This window comes from Parabacteroides sp. PFB2-10, assembly GCF_029893085.1.
Classification (GTDB): domain Bacteria; phylum Bacteroidota; class Bacteroidia; order Bacteroidales; family Tannerellaceae; genus QVMG01.
Genome location: NZ_JARXWI010000020.1, coordinates 31,850 through 50,665 on the forward strand (window position 1 = coordinate 31,850; position 18,816 = coordinate 50,665).

At 47.3% G+C, this 18,816-nt stretch carries 15 protein-coding genes and 1 pseudogene; 4 read left to right on the forward strand and 12 right to left on the reverse strand.

Annotated elements, in window-relative coordinates; all coding sequences use genetic code 11:
* Window positions 1-23 precede the first annotated feature (23 nt).
* Both groL and M2137_RS13380 read right to left on the reverse strand, forming a co-directional pair.
* Window positions 24-1,664 carry a chaperonin GroEL gene (gene groL / locus M2137_RS13375; RefSeq protein WP_280766953.1) on the reverse strand — a complete coding sequence of 547 codons (1,641 nt, stop codon included), beginning with the start codon at window positions 1,662-1,664 and terminating at the stop codon, window positions 24-26.
* Window positions 1,665-1,698: 34 nt separating this feature from the next.
* A complete protein-coding gene (locus tag M2137_RS13380) occupies window positions 1,699-1,968 on the reverse strand; it encodes a co-chaperone GroES (RefSeq protein ID WP_280751183.1) in 270 nt (89 codons plus the stop codon).
* Window positions 1,969-2,242: 274 nt separating this feature from the next.
* Here M2137_RS13380 and M2137_RS13385 point away from each other — a divergent pair, with 274 nt between their 5' ends.
* Window positions 2,243-3,139 (forward strand): DUF3667 domain-containing protein, encoded by an 897-nt coding sequence (locus M2137_RS13385; RefSeq protein WP_280766954.1) that lies wholly within the window; start codon window positions 2,243-2,245, stop codon window positions 3,137-3,139.
* Here M2137_RS13385 and M2137_RS13390 read toward each other — a convergent pair.
* The 3 genes and pseudogenes from M2137_RS13390 to hisS form a co-directional block, all read right to left on the reverse strand.
* Window positions 3,140-3,434 (reverse strand): annotated as a pseudogene (locus M2137_RS13390) (His/Gly/Thr/Pro-type tRNA ligase C-terminal domain-containing protein); the annotation flags it as partial.
* 12 nt (window positions 3,435-3,446) lie between these two features.
* Complete coding sequence (locus M2137_RS13395) at window positions 3,447-4,271, reverse strand: hypothetical protein (RefSeq protein WP_280766955.1); 825 nt, start codon at window positions 4,269-4,271, stop codon at window positions 3,447-3,449.
* 124 nt (window positions 4,272-4,395) lie between these two features.
* Window positions 4,396-5,757, reverse strand: a complete 1,362-nt coding sequence (gene hisS / locus M2137_RS13400) for a histidine--tRNA ligase (RefSeq protein WP_280766956.1) — start codon at window positions 5,755-5,757, stop codon at window positions 4,396-4,398.
* Window positions 5,758-6,040: 283 nt separating this feature from the next.
* On the opposite strand from hisS, the gene M2137_RS13405 reads away from it, so the two are divergent.
* Window positions 6,041-6,925, forward strand: a complete 885-nt coding sequence (locus M2137_RS13405) for an NAD(P)-dependent oxidoreductase (protein WP_280766957.1) — start codon at window positions 6,041-6,043, stop codon at window positions 6,923-6,925.
* On the opposite strand, the gene M2137_RS13410 is transcribed toward M2137_RS13405, so the two are convergent.
* Together M2137_RS13410 and hflX are read right to left on the reverse strand one after the other, a co-directional pair.
* A complete protein-coding gene (locus M2137_RS13410) occupies window positions 6,908-7,696 on the reverse strand; it encodes an aspartate dehydrogenase domain-containing protein (RefSeq protein WP_280766958.1) in 789 nt (262 codons plus the stop codon). The two genes, M2137_RS13405 and M2137_RS13410, sit on opposite strands and share 18 nt — an antisense overlap.
* A gap of 15 nt (window positions 7,697-7,711) precedes the next feature.
* Entirely contained in the window at window positions 7,712-8,935 is a 1,224-nt protein-coding gene (hflX, locus tag M2137_RS13415; protein WP_280766959.1) for a GTPase HflX, read from the reverse strand.
* Between the two features lie 72 nt (window positions 8,936-9,007).
* Here hflX and M2137_RS13420 point away from each other — a divergent pair, with 72 nt between their 5' ends.
* Both M2137_RS13420 and M2137_RS13425 read left to right on the forward strand, forming a co-directional pair.
* A complete protein-coding gene (locus tag M2137_RS13420) occupies window positions 9,008-10,819 on the forward strand; it encodes a hypothetical protein (protein ID WP_280766960.1) in 1,812 nt (603 codons plus the stop codon).
* Window positions 10,820-10,866: 47 nt separating this feature from the next.
* Entirely contained in the window at window positions 10,867-11,073 is a 207-nt protein-coding gene (locus M2137_RS13425; RefSeq protein WP_280766961.1) for a hypothetical protein, read from the forward strand.
* 52 nt (window positions 11,074-11,125) lie between these two features.
* Here the strand turns inward: M2137_RS13425 and M2137_RS13430 are convergent, their stop codons facing one another.
* From M2137_RS13430 to M2137_RS13450, 5 genes are all read right to left on the reverse strand, one after another.
* The gene (locus tag M2137_RS13430; RefSeq protein WP_280766962.1) at window positions 11,126-14,659 is read right to left on the reverse strand and encodes a hypothetical protein; all 3,534 of its coding nucleotides are present in this window, start codon (window positions 14,657-14,659) and stop codon (window positions 11,126-11,128) included.
* Between the two features lie 22 nt (window positions 14,660-14,681).
* Window positions 14,682-15,485, reverse strand: coding sequence for a metal ABC transporter permease (locus tag M2137_RS13435; RefSeq protein WP_280766963.1), 804 nt, complete (start codon window positions 15,483-15,485; stop codon window positions 14,682-14,684).
* Between the two features lie 111 nt (window positions 15,486-15,596).
* Window positions 15,597-16,013, reverse strand: a complete 417-nt coding sequence (locus M2137_RS13440) for a phospholipase (RefSeq protein WP_280766964.1) — start codon at window positions 16,011-16,013, stop codon at window positions 15,597-15,599.
* Window positions 16,014-16,041: 28 nt separating this feature from the next.
* Window positions 16,042-17,547: a TlpA disulfide reductase family protein gene (locus M2137_RS13445; protein ID WP_280766965.1), complete on the reverse strand. Its 1,506-nt coding sequence runs from the start codon at window positions 17,545-17,547 to the stop codon at window positions 16,042-16,044.
* Between the two features lie 31 nt (window positions 17,548-17,578).
* Window positions 17,579-18,811: a 3-phosphoshikimate 1-carboxyvinyltransferase gene (locus tag M2137_RS13450; protein ID WP_280766966.1), complete on the reverse strand. Its 1,233-nt coding sequence runs from the start codon at window positions 18,809-18,811 to the stop codon at window positions 17,579-17,581.
* Window positions 18,812-18,816: the final 5 nt, after the last annotated feature.

Below are 18,816 nucleotides of genomic sequence, written 5' to 3' on the forward strand. Positions count from 1 at the left end.
ATCCCGGAATGCGGATGGATGAATTACATCATGCCACCCATGCCGCCACCCATACCTGCCGGATTCATCGGCATGGCAGGTGTATCTTCTTTCTTTTCAGCAATAACACATTCGGTTGTCAGGAACATACCGGCAATAGAAGCAGCATTTTCCAACGCAACGCGTGTTACCTTCGCCGGGTCGATCACCCCTGTTGCGCAGAGGTTTTCATACACATCCGTACGGGCATTGTAACCGAAATCGCCTTTGCCTTCTCTTACTTTCTGTACAACCACAGCGCCTTCTTTTCCTGCGTTGGCTACAATCTGACGCAACGGTTCTTCGATCGCACGTTTGATGATCTCGATACCGGTTGTTTCATCATCGTTTTCGCCTTTCAACCCTTCCAATACTTCGATCGCACGGATATAAGCAACACCACCACCAGGTACTGTTCCCTCTTCGATCGCTGCACGGGTAGCGCTCAACGCGTCATCCACACGGTCTTTCTTTTCTTTCATTTCTACTTCAGAGGCAGCACCTACATAAAGAACCGCTACACCACCGGCCATTTTAGCCAGACGTTCCTGCAGTTTTTCTTTATCGTAATCAGAAGTTGTTGTCTCCATCTGGGCCTTGATCTGGGCGATACGTCCCTGGATAGCTTCTTTGTCGCCGGCACCGTTTACGATGGTTGTGTTGTCTTTGTTTACCACTACCTTTTCGGCTGTTCCCAGCATATCCATCGTAGCACCTTCCAGCTTCATACCAGTCTCTTCAGAGATCACCGTACCACCGGTCAGGATAGCGATATCTTCCAGCATCGCTTTGCGGCGATCGCCGAATCCCGGAGCTTTCACCGCGCAGATCTTCAACGAACCACGCAGACGGTTCACTACCAATGTTGCCAGCGCTTCGCTATCGATATCTTCAGCAATGATCAACAACGGACGTCCTGTTTGTACGGTCTGTTCCAGGATCGGAAGCAGTTCTTTCAATACAGAGATCTTCTTGTCGTAGATCAGGATAAACGGATTCTCCATCTGAGCTTCCATCTTTTCAGTATCAGTCACAAAGTACGGAGAGATATAACCACGGTCGAATTGCATACCTTCCACCACGTCTACCGTTGTTTCCGTTCCTTTTGCCTCTTCTACGGTGATCACACCTTCGGTTTTCACCTTCTGCATAGCTTCAGCAATCAATTTACCGATGCTTTCGTCACCATTGGAAGAGATCTTCGCTACGTTTTCGATCTTATTCAGGTCGTCGCCTACAGCTTCTGCCTGGCTGGCAATGCTTTCAACTACCTTCACCACCGCTTTGTCGATACCGCGTTTCAGATCCATCGGGTTCGCACCGGCTGTTACGTTCTTCAAGCCTACGGTGATGATCGACTGTGCCAGGATCGTAGCCGTGGTCGTACCGTCACCGGCATTGTCGTTAGTTTTCGAGGCTACCTCTTTCACCAACTGAGCACCCATGTTTTCAAACGGACAAGCTACTTCCACCTCTTTAGCCACAGTCACACCGTCTTTGGTGATATGCGGCGCGCCGAATTTCTTTTCGATAATCACATTACGACCTTTCGGGCCTAACGTTACTTTTACGGCATTTGCCAGTTCATCCACACCTTTCTTCAAAAGGTCGCGGGCTTCCATATCATACTTGATTTCTTTTGCCATGATGTTTATGATTTATTTTCTTGTTTTTGTTGAATTAAATAATTGCCAAAATATCAGATTGACGCATGATCAGGTATTGCTCGCCATCCAGTTCGATCTCCGTTCCGGCATATTTGCCATACAATACGTTATCACCCGGTTTAACTACCATTTCTTCATCCTTTGTTCCGTTACCTACGGCGACTACTTCTCCTTTCAGCGGTTTTTCTTTTGCTGAATCAGGAATAATAATTCCACCCACTGTCTTCTCTTCTGCTGCAGCCGGCTTTACAAGCACTCTGTCTGCTAATGGCTTAATGTTCATAATCAATTTGTTTTATTATTGTTGTTATGTATATATTATTATCACACCATACAGATTAGCCAAAACCATGCCAATCCCACAAAATGACAATCTGTCAGTAATATCATCCCTCCCTCTCTTCGCACATGGCAAAGATACTGCAAAAAAGTCATTCCTATAATCAGGCAAGCTCCTTACTCATCTCTCCTTTTGACACCAAAACGAAACGAACAACCCCAAAAACAGCTATATTTGCACCCGCAAAGATTGATTTTCTTTCCACATAAGGAAATATATGATGAAATACAAACGTGCTATCTTCACAAAGAAAAAGAAGGCATTACCCATCCACTGTATATGCCGCAACTGCGAAACCCCGGTTATTTCAAGATATTGTCACCATTGCGGACAAGATATTTTTGCAGGAAGAGAACGCACCGTCCGCGAAATCATGGCAAACACGCTGGAGACTATTTTTGCTTTCGATAATAAAATACTCCGAACACTCAAATACCTGTTGTTTTTCCCCGGCAAGCTGACAAAAGAGTTCTTTGCCGGAAGGGTCGTAAGGTATGTCTATCCGGCGAAATTGTTTTGGTTTGCCACCCTTTTATTCTTTGCCGTTTTGGCTTTAACCGAACAGATAAGTGACCAGGAAAAGGAGAAGAAAACACCTGTTATTGAGAAAACGGAAATACAAAACACGACAGAGTCCGAAAATACCACTCGGGAAACACTGAAGCAATTGGATCAAGAGGAGCTGGCTAGCCGGGAAATAAAAGATCGGTTTATCAGCTATATTCCCTATAGTATGTTGATTCTCGTCCCTATTTTTGCCTTCTTACTCCTATTATTTTTTTACAGGAACAAAAAGTATTATGCTCACCACCTGATCTTTTCTCTCCACTTTCACGCCTTTGTTTTTATCTACCTTGCCATACTGGTGCCAATCGAAATGTTTGTTTCTCCTGTGAGCTTCGGGTTTACCCCCTACGTGGGGGTCATCAGCCTCTATTTTTTAGTGGCGCTGTATGTGGTTTACAGTCCTAAGAAAAAGCGCCATATGTTATGGAAAATCCCATTGGTTATGCTGTTCTACGCCATCTTTATTGCGATAGCTGCTGTGATTTTAGCCATCTTGGTATTCACTATCACAACAAAACATTTCAACCTCACGGAGATCTTTCAGTAATCAGCCCATCATTCTGGCAAGTAAAGCTTCGGGGGTAAGAAGTGATTGCTCACCAGTAAGCATATCCTTGAGCATTATTTTTCCTTCGCTCATCTCCGTCTCCCCTACAATGGCCACAAATGGTATCTTCTTTGTATCGGCATAGCTCATCTGCTTTTTCATTTTAACCGGCTCGGGATACAATTCGGTGCGAATGCCTGCCTGGCGCACTTGCTGCAATACAGGCAACAACCAGGTATCTTCCCCGGCTGCCGAAATTGACAAACAGCAGTTGCGTGGTCAACAGTTTCTCCAGTTCAGTGCTTTTTTACAAAAAGAATTTCAATTCCTCTTTGTAATTGAACATTTCATTTTCATCCCATTCTTCTCCAAGGTATTTTATCTTCCCGAAAAGGCTCATAAGATACTCTTGTTCTTTGGCTTTTCCCTTTTCTGTGAAAAAGAAAAACACTTGTATTCCGGCAAAATTTTCCTTCATAAATGAAATGCCGGTGCACAAAGTGTACTTTTCCTTGAAAACTGTTTTCATAGGGATTGGAGAGACATAGACGGTATCCGCATTGAAATGGCTGTGAGCAAAATGTCCCGCAACAATCGTTACATGATCATCGAATAATAATTCTTCATCGTCATGTCCATAACCGTTTTTGTCGATGGTTCCCCACGCTGTCTGCAAGTTAGAATATGTTTGACCTCTCGCGAAGAGACGATTCCGATAATCACGCGGCATTTGGGGTTGGATCTCACACCCGAATACTTGCGCGTTGATACTTTCTAAAGCCTCTTCAATACCACCGAAGATTGGCGGCTCTATATAAAGAGGGATCCAAGAATAAATCAACACACATTCTCCATCTTCCGACTCCATTATTGGACCGTATGCACCCGTAGTGCCTCCCTTTAGTGGACCAAAGGGAAAAAGTTCAAGCGCATACAAATCTTTAAAACCTTCCGGAACCTCCATCCGGATAGAGTAGGCTTTCTTTAACCAGTTGTCAAAAGCCGCAACAGAATGTTTCTTATACTTAATACTATCCGGCAATACTTCCTGCCCCCGGGAAAATTGAAAGGAGAGGCAGCATAGTAAAAAAAGGGACAACAATCGAATGTTTTTATCTTGCTCCTGTTGCATTATAAAGAAATTTAATATCGTTTTTTAACATTATTCGAAGATTTGCAGAGCCATCCGGCTTCGGACCATCTTGGTATTCACTATCACAACAAAACATTTCAACCTCACGGAGATTTTTCAGTAATCAGCTCATCATTCTGGCAAGTAAAGCTTCGGGGGTAAGAAGTGATTGCTCACCAGTAAGCATATCCTTGAGCATTATTTTTCCTTCGCTCATCTCCGTCTCCCCTACAATGGCCACAAATGGTATCTTCTTTGTATCGGCATAGCTCATCTGCTTTTTCATTTTAACCGGCTCGGGATACAATTCGGTACGAATGCCTGCCTGGCGCACTTGCTGCAATACAGGCAACAACCAGGTCTCTTCCCGGCTGCCAAAATTGACAAACAACAGCTGCGTTGTCAACAGCGACTCCTTCGGATAGAGATCCAATTGGTTCAATACATCGAATATACGGTCGGCTCCAAACGAGAAACCAACGCCCGAAACGCCCTCTAAGCCAAACACACCCGTTAGGTTATCATAGCGTCCGCCTCCGGTAATGCTGCCGATCTCCACATCCAATGCACGCACTTCGAAGATAGCTCCGGTATAATAGTTCAAGCCACGAGCCAGGGTCAGATCGATCTCCAACCGGCTGCGGATAGGCGTATGTTGCAAACGCTCCAGAATGAACTCTATCTCTTCCACCCCACGCAGACCTGTTTCCGATCCGGCTAATGTCTGTTTCAGCGTGTCTATCTTCTCCGCATTCGATCCCTGCAGGCTGATGATCGGTTGCAATAGCTCGATCGCTTCTGCCGGAATGCCTTTTCCGCGCAGTTCTTCATTCACCTTTTCCAATCCGATCTTATCCAGTTTGTCGATTGCCACAGTTATGTCGATAATCTTATCGGCAGCGCCAATGATCTCCGCAATGCCCGACAGGATCTTGCGGTTGTTCATCTTGATCGCCACGCGAATGCCCAAACGGTGGAACACCTCATCCATAATCTGAATAAGTTCTACCTCATTCAACAATGAATCGGAACCAATCACATCGGCATCACACTGGAAGAACTCGCGGTAACGCCCCTTCTGCGGCCGGTCGGCACGCCATACGGGCTGTATCTGGTAACGTTTAAATGGAAAACAAATCTCGTTGCGGTGTTGCACCACGTAGCGGGCAAAAGGCACCGTCAGGTCGTAACGCAGACCCTTTTCGCACATCTTAGCACCGAGTTTGACCGGATTTTTTTCCATCAACTCATCATCGCTAATACCCGTGAAACAATCCCCGGAATTTAATATCTTAAAAAGCAGCTTATCGCCCTCTTCGCCATACTTTCCCATCAGGGTCGATAGATTCTCCATAGCCGGAGTCTCAATCTGCTGAAAGCCATAGAGATGAAACACATCACGAATCGTTTGAAAGATATAATTACGTTTCGCCATTTCTTCCGGCGAAAAATCTCGGGTTCCTTTAGGTATGGATGGCTTTTGCATTTTCCAGTTTCTATATTATAGATTATTTAACCGGAGACAAAGGTAGTAAATTAACAGGTTGAAAGCAAAACCCCGAAATTACGATTTGTAATTTCGGAAGGAGTTTGCGCGCAAAAAAGCGGGAGTATTTTGACAAACTCCCGGGAGAAACACTTTTTAACGTATGGATTTGTAAGTAAAACGGCCATTTTGCTTACAATCGATATTTTAACACTTCAAGATTTTAGCGTGCGAAACAGACGCCAAATTTTTCGTACCTTTATCGTTTTAAATTTAATTAGTTATGTTTCGAAAATTGGTAGCCATAGAACCTGTCAGCCTGATTCCGTCGGCTGAAAAGGCCTTATACTCTTTTGCAGAAGAGGTTGTTATGTATCCGGATATACCGGCCGACGACAACGAAGTAGCCGCCCGCATCGGTGATGCCGATGCCGTTCTGCTCAGTTATACCTCCCGTATCAACCGAACTGCATTGGAACAATGCCCGAAGGTGAAATATATCGGTATGTGTTGTTCGTTGTACTCGCCCGAAAGCGCGAATGTGGATATCCGTTATGCCAACGAACGGGGCATCACGGTGACCGGCATCCGCGATTATGGCGACGAGGGTGTGGTGGAATATGTGATCAGTGAACTGGTGCGTTGCCTGCATGGGTTTGACCAGGAACCGTGGGACGGGATGGCGCGCGAGATTACCGGACTGAAGGCCGGCATCATCGGATTGGGCAAATCGGGTGGTATGATAGCCGATGCGCTGAAATTCTTTGGGGCTGATATTGCCTACTATGCCCGTAGCGAGAAAGAGGAGGCACGTGGCAAAGGGTATCGCTTTCTACCTTTGCAAGAACTATTGGCCGAGAGTGAGGTCGTTTGCTGCTGCCTGAATAAGAATACTGTCCTATTGCATGAAGCCGAATTTGCCAGCTTAGGCAACCGAAAGATACTGTTCAATACCGGTTTATCGCCCGCTTGGGACGAGGCTCCGTTTACCCAATGGCTCGAGGGCGACAACCTCTGTTTCTGCGATACAATAGGTGCCTTGGGCGGCGAACATCTACTCAGCCACCCACACGTACGTTGCATGCAGGTATCGACAGGGCGCACCCGTCAGGCCTTCGACCGCCTGAGCGAGAAGGTGCTTCGGAACCTGTCAGAATACAATGGGTGAGGCAATATTAATCAAGGTGCTGACCACCGACCATCCGGCGATATCGGAGGTGGCGCTATAAACATCCACCACAGCACGCACCTGGTCGTTGCGAATCTCCACCCGTTGGGTATCGCCAACAAAGCCCGGTGTCGACTGCATGGCTACCTGCATCTTTTCGGGACCGACCGAGGCCAACGAAGCAGCTACCGAAACATTCAATCCGGTAGGGAATACGCCGATGGCTTCGCGCGCCGTTCCGGAGAAAACAATCCGTTTCTCTGTCTCCAAGGCCGGATCATACACCACCGAGCGCCGCAGGGCATGCACTCCCTTCTCATTGAAAAACCGGGCGGAAGCGTTTCCCATCAAGGTAGCAGTGCGTAACACATCGAAGCCTCCCGTCGCACCCGAAGCAATATACACGCGTGTACCGTTTGCCTTGGCCACATCCCTTACCTCCTCATAGAAGGCGGTATCGGCAAAGGCGCCTATCGACAGGGTAATGATGGAGGTGCCATTCGCTAATGCCGGCAACGTAATCTCTTTCATCGCAGCAGGCGAAGCAGCTTCGACGAGGTAGTCGGGCTGCAAGGCCAACAGGGCGTCCAGCGAGGTGCAGGCCGCGCAGGGCTTGCCGTAACGACGCATTATGGAGGCAAGCCGCTCGGCTTTGGCTGCTGTGCGCGAATAGACGCCGACCAGATCATACTCAGGCAACAAGCCTTTCAGGATAGCGTCCGCGACAATGTCTGCCAGGTGTCCGCATCCGACAATTACTAATTTCTTCATATGGGGGAAAAATGTTTATGGCTCCTCTATATCTTCATAATTTTGAAAGAGGAAATCGTTATAAGGAAAGCGGGTAATATGAATCTGTTTCACCCGTTCGTACAATAGTTTCTTGAGCTGATCCGTATTGGTGGACTGTTTGGCCGAGATAAAAATGGTATTATCAGGCAGGCGGTTCATCCAGGTCTGCTCCAGTTCTTCCAGCGAGATATTCTCACGGCTGCGCGGGGAAAGGTCGTCTTCCTCCTTCGGCACGAAGGTGAAGGCATCGATCTTATTGAATACCATAATCATCGGCTTTTCGGTATTATCGATCTCCGCCAGGGTTTTGTTCACCACCTCGATCTGCTCCTCAAACGAGGGATGCGAGATGTCGACTAAGTGAACCAACAGATCGGCTTCGCGCACCTCATCGAGGGTCGACTTAAACGATTCGACCAGCTCGGTCGGAAGCTTACGGATAAAACCGACCGTGTCGGAAAGCAGGAAAGGAAGGTTGTCGACAATCACCTTGCGCACGGTGGTGTCGAGCGTGGCGAATAGTTTGTTTTCGGCAAACACCTCGCTTTTGCTCAATAGGTTCATCAGGGTCGATTTCCCGACATTGGTGTATCCAACTAAGGCTACACGCACCATCTTGCCGCGGTTCTTGCGTTGCACACTCTTTTGTTTATCGATATCGACCAATTGTTTCTTCAACAAGGCGATCTTTTCTTTGATGATTCGTTTATCGGTCTCCAACTGCGTCTCACCGGGTCCACGCATCATGGCGCTACCACCTCGCTGACGCTCCAGGTGAGTCCAAAGGCGTGTCAGGCGGGGAAGCATATACTGGTATTGTGCCAGTTCGACCTGCGTCTTGGCATGAGCCGTTTGCGCCCTGAAAGCAAAGATATCGAGGATGAGGCTGGTACGATCCATAATGCGTACCTGTAACTCCTTTTCTATATTGCGCAATTGCTTGGGAGAGAGTTCGTCGTCGAAGATCACGACACCAATCTCGTTTTCCACTACATATTCTTTGATCTCCTGCAGCTTCCCGGAACCGACAAAGGTGACCGGATGCGGATAATCCAGCTTCTGGGTAAAGCGTTTGGCTGTCTCCATCCCGGCTGTTTCGGCTAAGAATGCCAATTCATCCAGGTATTCTTTTACCTTCTGCTCGTTTTGCACATGTGTCACAAGCCCTACCAATACGGCCTTCTCCGTTGTGTTGTCGGAAATAATAAAATCTTTCATGCCACAAAGATAGGTCTTTTGGATTATTTTATTATATTTGCTACCTATAATAACCTTTTTAAGACCTTTACTATGACGCGGCAAAACCTTATCATAAGTGGCTTCCTTATGATCCTGACAGGCCACTTTTCATCACAAGCACAGGAAATCAATCCTTCCACATGGACTTCTTTTGTCGGATCCGTCGAGAACAAGCTCGTTGCGGATACGTTCCGGGTGCAAACATTTTCGGATGATCCGGGTGATAACTGGGGGTATGAGACAAATGGAGAGGCATCACTTTTTGATCCGCAAGCGGAAGGGCTTATGGATGGCTCCGGTGGATTGTCCTTAAAAATGCCAGCCGGAAGCGGGTTACAAATGGATGATTTTCCATTGGGAATCTATCGCGACGTGGAAATCATCGTCTTGTTTGCCGCCCAAAACCTGATAAAAGAGGAAAACTTATACCTTTCTGCCTCCCGAAAAGAGAAGCCGATCGGGAGAATAGCCTGTCTGGATCTAACAGGCGATTATTCGATCTCCTTCAAGGGGCTCAAGCCTTTTAGCGGCTCTCCGGATAGCCATCGGCTGCGGGTCAGAGACAATCCCTGGAATATTTTATTGGAGATCGGAGAAAAGCCGGGCAGTACGAAAGGAGGATACTATGCCATCGATAGCCTGTATGCCTTTGGACAGGTGAAAGAATATTCCCTGTTTACCGGTGCCGGCAATTGGTATGATGCGCAGAAATGGAGCGATGATCCGCCCATGCGTAAACGCCATGCGATGATAAACGGGGAAGTGACGGTCGATAGTGCTGTCGCTTGCAACCGGTTATATATTGGTGATGGCAGCGTTTATGTGGAAGAAGGGCAATCGCTATCAACAGAAAATCTGCTTTTTTGTGATACAGAGGCGGCATTCTCTTCTGCGGGAGAAATCAATATAAAAGAGAAAACAACTGTTTACCGGACACTGCCGGAAAAGGATAAATGGTATTTTGTCTCTTTCCCGTTTGATGTTTACGCGGAAGGGATCGATCCCGCCTTTACATTGAAAGATGATTCACCAAATGAAGGGGGTAATTTCTTTTACCTGTATAGATACGACGGCGAGGCTCGCTCGCGTGGCGAAGCGGCAGGAGAGAATTACTGGAAAGTGATTCCTACTTCTGTATTGACAAGCGAACAGCCGATTATGCAAAAGAACAGGGGTTATCTGATCGCTCTGGATGAGAAGGCTGACAGACAAACGATCTGTTTTTCTTCTCTTCCGGGCGTGATCCCGCCGGACTTTGGCAAAGAGGGGACGATTTCCGTTCGCACGGCTTTGAAGGGACCGTCAGTCTATTCAGAACACCATGGCTGGTATCTTTGCGGAAATCCGCTACCCTCACCCCTTCCTTTGCAGGCATTGGCTCCTTACTTTGAACAGGGAGCTTCTATCTATCTGTATGAAAACGGCAATTATATGACCTATCCAATGGATAGCGACTATGCCCTTCCTGCCTTTTCCGCCTTTTTTGTAAAAGCGGAGAGGGATATGGATCTATTGGTTACTGTCCCATACACTACTTCTATATATAGGATGTTATCCACTTCAGAAGCTTTGTCGAAGACAAAAGCTGATCCAACGTTCTCGTCGCCGGTATCCGCGACCTCTTCCCCCTTGACTCAAACGCAACTTAGCTATGTTAGTGCGAACAAACTCTTTTTAGAGAATTTACTCATGCCAGGTGTTGCATACATGGTCGATTTACGAGGACGGATTTGTTGGCAGAAGGAGGTTAAGCCCGGTTCTACCGTGCTTAGCCTACCTTCTTCCTTAACGATGGGATTTTATATTGTCTGTGTGAAAACGAGTCAGTATCAGGCACAACATAAATTCATTCTAAACGATTGACCTGTACCGATAAACCTCTATCTTTGTCGTTTATCAATGGAAAGAAAATGAAGAAAGTAAATATCACCAGTTTAGCCTTAGTGGCTTACCTGATCGTCATGAGTGTTCTCGGATGGCCGGGACGTGCCAATGCCCCGATGGATTATACGGAATACTTTTGTATGATCGGCGCCACGTTGGTCATCATTGTTTTACTGCGTTTCCTGCAGATTAAACGCAAGAAGATGAGAGATAAGTGGAAAGAAGAAAAGTAAAAAAATAAACCCCGGCAAATTATTTGTCGGGGTTTATTTTTATGATGAAGGTCTATTTCCGTTGTTTTGCCCGTGCTCGTGCCGCAGCTTCTTTCTCTTTCTGGGCTTTGCGTGCTGCTGCCTCACGTTCTTTCAGGCGTTGGTTAGCCAGTTTTTCTTTTTCGCGTCGATCCTTCTCGCGTTGTTTCAGACGGGCTTTGTTCTCTTTCTCCTTCTGTTTGCGGAGTTGTTCCTGCGCTTTCTGGCGGGCTTTGCGATCCTTTTCGGCCTGTTTCAGTTTGGCTTTACGATCGGCTTCCTGCTGTTTTTCCTGCTCGGCCTTTGCCTTTAGGAGAACCTCTTCTTCCGCTTTTTGCTTGGCAAGAAGCGCTTCGCGATCCAGACGTTCCTGCTCTTTCCGAGCAAGGTCTTCAGCCTCCTGGGCGGCTTTCTCTTCTGCTTCACGGCGCCGGATCTCTTCAATCTCTTCCAAGGTGAGTTGCTTTTCTTCAGGAACGGTTTGCAGGGCAGGCACGGAATCGGGCGTTACCTCTATTGCTATGCTATCGGCAACCTGTATATCTATCTCCTCTATCACCTCTTCCGTCGGAATATCCTCGCCTTCTTCCGGAATCGTCCTTTCTTCTTCCGGAGTTACCTCTTCCGGCACGATTGGTTCTTCTTCTTCCGGTATCTCTTCCATGACAACAGGCTCTTCTACGACTGCTTCCGGTTCATCGCGCAACAGCTCTCTTTCTGCCGCAGCTGCCGCCTCTTCTTCGGCCTCCTGCTCATCTGCATTCTGACGCAAGCGCCAACGGGCAATCATGTCCGCCAACTCCTCCCCGTATGTTTCTTCAAAGAAGTCGACATATTCATCCAAGGTCTTGCCACGCATCAACGTCTCATAATTATCTTCGGAGATCGGGAAGATAGAAACATCCCGGTTGAGCGCTTGGGCATACCCACCTTCGCCATGAATCATCTTATAATATTGCACAATCTCGTCGAAGTGATAGAATCCGGTTATCATTAACATCGTCACCGGGCCGGCCTCTTCAAACGAGAGATCGACCTCTTTCACTAAGAAGTGGGCAAAGTTGTAGGCCGCCACAGCAAACAACAACTGATTGCGATCGATACTACCTGTCGGGAAGATCAACATCATGCGGTGGGGCGCCTGCCGCTTATCCGTAAACACACGAGCCGAATCCGCTTCCGACATCTCCCCGTCGCCGAAGCGCAGGTTCCAGGTCATACCGCGAACACTACCCTGCACCAGGGCACGGCCGCGCAATACACCTTTCAACATCTCACCGGCCAGTTCACTCACATCCGCGTTCGGATACCTGTCTAATAAGGCCCGCAATGCCTCTTTGAATCCTTCCACATCGGCCGTTTCCACATAACTCAACGCGTCTAAGAACATAAACTTAGGCATAAGCTTTGCCAACGGATACTTTTCGCTTACCAATTGATAGTTTTCACGCACCATAGCGACATTCCCATCTAAGTAGGCATCGTAAGTAAGCTGGTAGATAGAATCCTGCACCACATCCATCATGCGGATATTGTATTCATAATCGGGATCGGCCACCGCAATGGCATAATCGCTTTCCGGGAACTCCCGGATGATAAGTTGCTTATATCTCTCTTCCAACTCCTTATCCCCCATGCGGATTGCCATCAGGAATATCTGATAATAGCTTTCCAGCCTGTTTTGATGTTCCGGGAAACGGCGTTCCAGGTCTTCAAAAGCACCGATCGATAAGGGGAAGTCTTCCAGTTTATCCTTGTAGATCATCGCCATGTGGAAGAGTCCGTCTTCGATGATAAGGTCGGATGCGGCGATATCCTCTTCCGTCAATGGGAGTTGTTGTATGTAATAATCCCGCGTTTTGGGGTCATCGGACAGTTCTGTTTCTAAGATCGTTTCGCCCCCTTCAATCATATTCCCTTCCTCATCCACGAGAGGAGTGTCGGTTTGAGCGGCTCCTTCTGCCAGGTTCTCTTCCTGCGGGTCATCGAAGGTGGTCATTTTTTTGTTAGAGCGCCGCCAGTTGTCTTCCAACGCACGACGTCCCCAACGCCGTTGAAACTGCGTTTTGCCCTGGGCGACGGTTTGCTGATTATAAAAATAGAAACCACCGGCGCCACCGGCTGTCGGCACCGTGATACCCGAGCCTTCCATACCCGGACGGTTAATGCCTGTTCCCTGCGCCTGTTGCTCTGCCAGATAGGTTTCGCGATCTGCCTCTTTCTTTGCCTCTTCTTCCTCTTTGATCACCTGTTCGATGATCTTATCGATCACAGCCAAGCGCTCCTCTTCCGGCATACGGGCAAGCGTTTGCAAGCTATCCTGCAAATGAACCGCTTCGGCATGGATCACCAGTTCATCCAATACAGACGAAAGATGCGCCACCCGCTTATAGTCTTTATATTCTTTCTGAATGCCTGCCAGGGCGCCGCTAAGATGCGGTTGTGCCTTGATGTAATCACCCATCTGGAAATAGATGTCTCCTACGCGTATCTGGGCTATGGCTTTGTCCATCCCATGCTGCGTACTCTTTTCTACCGCTTTCTCATAGTTGGCGATAGCATTTACCGTATCTTCCCGACTGATGTAGATATTTCCGATCGCATAATAGACCTGATCCAGGAAATCTTTGTTCTTATCCTGCTTGCCCATCCGTTCGAGCATGCGTATCATTTTCTGGTAATTGCTTCCGGCAAACACCTCCGTCTGGCGGATGCGGGCGGCAAACTCCAATTCGTATGGGGGATTAGCCTTGGGTACCTGCCGAAACATATCATACGCCATGGAGGGCATTTCCAGATCGGTATAGATCTGCCCCAATAGATATTTCATGCGGGTGCGTTGCAGTTTGTTTTTCTCCGCTTTGATCGCTGTCCGCAGATAGGGCACAGCCTCCTCTATACGCCCTTCTTTGATCAGGTAGTCTGCCATGACCGCCTCGTATTGTTTCCGGTTCTTCTTGGGAATACCGTTGGTATTCAGTTTAGAAAGAATATCTTCCGCTTCAAAATACCAGGCCATCTCCGAATAGGCACGGGCTTGCCAGATCTTAGCTTCGGCCACCACCTCCGGATCGTCGGCATAATGGCGTGAGATATACGAGAAGGTAGCTGCCGCCTGCAGAAAGTCGGCATTATAGAACTGTCCCTGCCCAAGCATCAGCCAACTGTGTTTCAAGAAAGGATTGTATTCTTCTTTATCCTGCAAAGCCACCTGCTTGGGATCATTGCGCCAGCCTGGCTTGCGTGCCGGCTTGGTACCGATAGAGTGAAGTTTGATGGCTTTATTGCTTTTTTCGATCGCCCGGTCGAAAGGACCGCCGGGATTGGCTTTGTCTTTGGGTTTCGCGCTGATCGGATACATATGGATCCTGTCCGTATAGTTCTCCTTGTAGTTGCGCTGCATATTGTTAAGGCTCTCGTCAAACGATACCTTTCCATTATAGTAAATATTATAACGGGTCGTAAAGGAATGGTAAAAGCGGGTCGCCCTGGTGTTCTTCTTTGTACTGCAAGAGAGGAGTAGGAGGACCGCCAGAAAGGGAATGATATGATAAAAGCTCTTTTTCAATTCATTGATAATGACTAATTGCTTAACGACGAATCAGCGCTTTTATTGCTTTTGCCGCCAAAAAGAAGACCACCAAAATCAGGATAATAAACGCCCCGGAAGGCACATTGAAGAAATAGGAGAGGAAAAGCCCGGTGACACAAGCCAGAAAGCCAATGCCAATGCTTCCCCAGATAATCTTTTTGAAGTCGGAGGTAAAGATATTCATGCAGATCTGCGGGAGTGTCAGCATACTCATCAATAGCATAATGCCCACCAACCGGATAGAAAAGACAATCGTAACCGCAATAAAGAACATCATCACATATTCGACAAGCCGCACGGGAAGCCCCTGTGTCACGGCAAAGTCGCGATCGAACGCCACGTACACAATCTCCCGCAAGAACAGACTGAACAGCCCGATCAACAGCAACGCCAATACCCCCATCCAGATGAGGTCGGAGGTCGTGATAGTCAATATATTTCCAAAGAGGAATGCCGACAGGTTGGGCGTATAGCCCGGTGTGAGGAAGATAAAGATAACCCCCAGCGCCATGCCCAGCGACCACACGCCGGCAATGGCCGAATCTTCGCGTATGTTCTGTGTTTTGCTGGCCCATTCCACCCCGAAAGCCGATAAGACTGAAAACAATAACGCCATCCATATCGGGTTGGTGCCCAAGTAGAACCCCAGCCCCAGCCCGCCGAATGACGCATGGGTAATGCCTCCGCTGATAAACACCAACCGACGAGCCACCACATACGTGCCGACCATACCGCAGGCAATGGCCGTCAGTATGCTGCCAATCAAGGCATGTTGGAAAAAGGCGTAGTGTAAGATATCCATCTCTTTAAATTATGAATTATAAATTATGAATTATGAATGGAAGACTGCTTCGTGAAGCATAAAGTAATGAAAGGCATCAGCAATTCATAATTCATAATCCATAATTCATCATTAATTTCTTCTTTCCCCCAAAATCAGAAACGCCTCCGCTTTCAGGGCATCGGGCAGTTCCAGGCCACGGAGTTGCAGGCTTCGGATCCATCCGGCCACTTCTGTTTCCCGAAGGGTCATCAACACCTCACGAAACTCTTCGACCGCCTCCTCTTCGTAGGCCTCTGCCGCCACACCCCGGAAACGATCCAAGTCTTCGTCTTCAAAATATTCAATCTCTTTGCTCACGGCAGCCAATAAACTATCCCGTTCACACAATTCATGTTGTCCGCAGCACACCTCCGGAATCTCCTTTGCTTCCGGAATGACATCAATCTCTCCCCGCTCCAGCATCTGCTGAAACTTCCGGTTGCGGAAAAAGCCCAACGCCGCTGCCACAACACCCAATACGATTAATCCAAGTAGTAAATAAAACACCGGTTATCTATATATAAATGATTTATTCTTATTTTACCAATTTGTCTTGCTCTAAAAGCAAATCTATCTTTTCACGTAACATCTTACTCGGACGCACATGCGTACCATAGTCCACAATAACACCTTGTCTGTTTACCAAAATACCGTAAGGAAAACCCATGGGGGAAAAGGTCGTTGCCAAAAATTGATATTCATCGTCAGTAGCAAAATAAATACGTGAGTCATGAATCCCTTTTTCCCAATATATCGCACGGGTTGCACTATTATCAGGAGTTACACAAATGAAAGAAACATTCAAATCCTCGTCGCCGTAGTCTTCCATGAGTTTTACAAGTTCTCCCAAAACAACTTTACACGGAGAACACCATGATGCGCTAATGTTAATGATTTGCACTTTCCCATGATTTGGAGCAATGGTTTGATCAAGCAGATTTTTGTAATCTAACGACATGGCATTTGTGAAATCTTTCGGACGCCCAAGCAAATAGGACGAAATATCTTCGGGATTTTCCATTTTTATGCGAGTCATCCGGTACTCCTGCATCAATCGATCGAGCAGATAGGCATTGTCAACATGTACGCTATATTTCTCAAAACCATCCAAATCTTTTTGTACAAGAGAATGTGCTGCCAGTACCGTAAACATGAAATCTTTAATAACATCTGTTTTTGCAGTCTTTTTAACTAAATCCACGAAATCAGCATCCGTCTCTGGCGCTGCAATGTATCCTGTAGCCGATAAAAGCGCCACAATAAAATGGAAATGTGTATTGGCATAAAGATCGGAATGAAAGTATTTAACGGCGACATCGTTCAGTTCATTCATTAATGCCTCTTCACTCATTGTTTCCTTACCATAAACAATCTGCCGCCGCGACCATGAGCCAAAAAGACTTCGGTAATAGTCCAGTTCAATCATTGCTTCCGTTAGCGAAACAACCTCATCACACACACTGTTTTCCTGCAAAAACGCTTGCCGCCTGTCGCGATAAAGACGTCGTTCTTCATCCAGTTTTTCCCTGACTTCAGACCAGGAACAGTTTATTTCACAATCGGTTCCCACTCCAGTATAGTTATAATGGGCATTGCGGTATGCGGTAGCGTCGAAAAACTTGAAAAAATCACGATTTACTTCAGCCGATTTACCTCCTGATAAGCGAACATCCAGCAAATTATTGAAATCGATCTCTACATGTAAACTATCCCCTGGGATCAGCCACAAAAAATCAAGATAAGGCGGCATACTCAGGTCTTGAGGACGGGCTAAATCAATTTCAAAGGAAAAAGTACCATCATCTTTGATTGGCGCTTTGATTTGAAAAATCCTGGCTTCACCCGACACACGAGAAACGTCAATAGTTATATCCTTCGTATTAGGATAAACATGCCTGTTCTGTATGTTTCCCGTGATGATGGTGGATTTATTAGACAAACCCTCCACAGACAAATGAGTATTATCATTACTCTCGCTTTTGCATTGAAGTAATAATAAACTGAATAAAACAACAACCAATTTAATTCCTAATTCTCTCATTTCTATTACTCTATGAATTCAAGAAATTTTTCTATTCTTCTCTACTTATCTGAAATCCCGCTGCTTTCAAGTCTTCCCAATACCTCGGATAGCTTTTACTGACCACTCCGGGATCAGCCATAGTGATCCCTTCCGGGCACGCCAAAGCTATCGGAGCAAAAGCCATCGCCATACGATGGTCTTCGTAGGTGACAATCACCGGATCTTTTTCAGTTTCACATCGTTCGCCATCCCACTCTAAGAGGCTGTTTGCCTTGTCTTTCAACACATACCCCAGTTTCCGCATCTCTGCCTTCAGGGCTTCGATACGGTCGGTCTCTTTGATCTTCAGGCTTTGCAGTCCGGTGAACCGGAAAGGGATATTCCGCATCGCACAGGCTACCACGAAGGTTTGCGCCAGATCGGGTTCCTGCACAAAGTCATAAATCAATTTGCGACAACTGTTTCCATTCGGTTTCAATACAACACCTTCCGGCGTGTAGGTCGTGCCAATACCCAGTTGCGCAAATAGTTTCGCCCCGGCGGCATCGCCTTGCAGGCTATGTTTGAAAAGCCCTTTCAGTGTGATCTCCGCCCCCGGCGCCAACAGCGCGATCGCATACCAGTACGAAGCTGCGCTCCAGTCGCTCTCTACCGTAAAGGGGATCGGGCGGTATTCGCCCGGGCGGATCCGGATCCGGTTGCCTGTCCATTCCGACGTTACGCCGTATTGTTCCATAAGGCTGAGAGTCAATCGGATATAAGGTTGCGAAATAACGGTTCCCTCCAGATGCAGTGTAAGCCCTTTCTCCATATACGGAGCAATCATCAACAGGGCCGAGATGTATTGGGAGCTCACATCGCCTGCCAGCGAGATCTCCCCTCCCTGCAGGGCGCTGCCCAAGATACGGAGCGGAGGATAGCCCTCTTTCTCCATATATTCGATCTTTGCCCCGAGGCTGTTGAGCGCGTCGACCAATATCCTGATCGGGCGGTTTTTCATTCGCTCCGTTCCGGTAATTGTCCATTCGCCTACGATCTTGGAAAGAAAAGCGGTCAGGAAACGCATGGAGGTGCCTGCCGCGCCCACGTCGAAGTGCGTATCGTTCGATTGAAGCGCACCCACCATCACTTTTGTATCATCGCAATCCGCCAGGTTCTGAACTTCCTGATCGCTATAACTTAGTGCATTCAGAATCAACACCCTGTTGCTGATGCTTTTAGAAGCAGGAAGTGTCACCGTAGCCCGAAGCAAACGCTCCGGTGCCTTGATCCTATAGTTCATCTTTG

Excerpts from the sequence above, each read along its gene's own strand:
- groL (WP_280766953.1), bottom strand. The coding sequence starts at position 1,664 with ATGGCAAAAGAAATCAAGTATGATATGGAAGCCCGCGACCTTTTGAAG.
- M2137_RS13380 (WP_280751183.1), bottom strand. The coding sequence starts at position 1,968 with ATGAACATTAAGCCATTAGCAGACAGAGTGCTTGTAAAGCCGGCTGCA.
- M2137_RS13385 (WP_280766954.1), top strand. The coding sequence starts at position 2,243 with ATGATGAAATACAAACGTGCTATCTTCACAAAGAAAAAGAAGGCATTA.
- M2137_RS13395 (WP_280766955.1), bottom strand. The coding sequence starts at position 4,271 with ATGCAACAGGAGCAAGATAAAAACATTCGATTGTTGTCCCTTTTTTTA.
- hisS (WP_280766956.1), bottom strand. The coding sequence starts at position 5,757 with ATGCAAAAGCCATCCATACCTAAAGGAACCCGAGATTTTTCGCCGGAA.
- M2137_RS13405 (WP_280766957.1), top strand. The coding sequence starts at position 6,041 with ATGTTTCGAAAATTGGTAGCCATAGAACCTGTCAGCCTGATTCCGTCG.
- M2137_RS13410 (WP_280766958.1), bottom strand. The coding sequence starts at position 7,696 with ATGAAGAAATTAGTAATTGTCGGATGCGGACACCTGGCAGACATTGTC.
- hflX (WP_280766959.1), bottom strand. The coding sequence starts at position 8,935 with ATGAAAGATTTTATTATTTCCGACAACACAACGGAGAAGGCCGTATTG.
- M2137_RS13420 (WP_280766960.1), top strand. The coding sequence starts at position 9,008 with ATGACGCGGCAAAACCTTATCATAAGTGGCTTCCTTATGATCCTGACA.
- M2137_RS13425 (WP_280766961.1), top strand. The coding sequence starts at position 10,867 with ATGAAGAAAGTAAATATCACCAGTTTAGCCTTAGTGGCTTACCTGATC.
- M2137_RS13435 (WP_280766963.1), bottom strand. The coding sequence starts at position 15,485 with ATGGATATCTTACACTACGCCTTTTTCCAACATGCCTTGATTGGCAGC.
- M2137_RS13445 (WP_280766965.1), bottom strand. The coding sequence starts at position 17,547 with ATGAGAGAATTAGGAATTAAATTGGTTGTTGTTTTATTCAGTTTATTA.
- M2137_RS13450 (WP_280766966.1), bottom strand. The coding sequence starts at position 18,811 with ATGAACTATAGGATCAAGGCACCGGAGCGTTTGCTTCGGGCTACGGTG.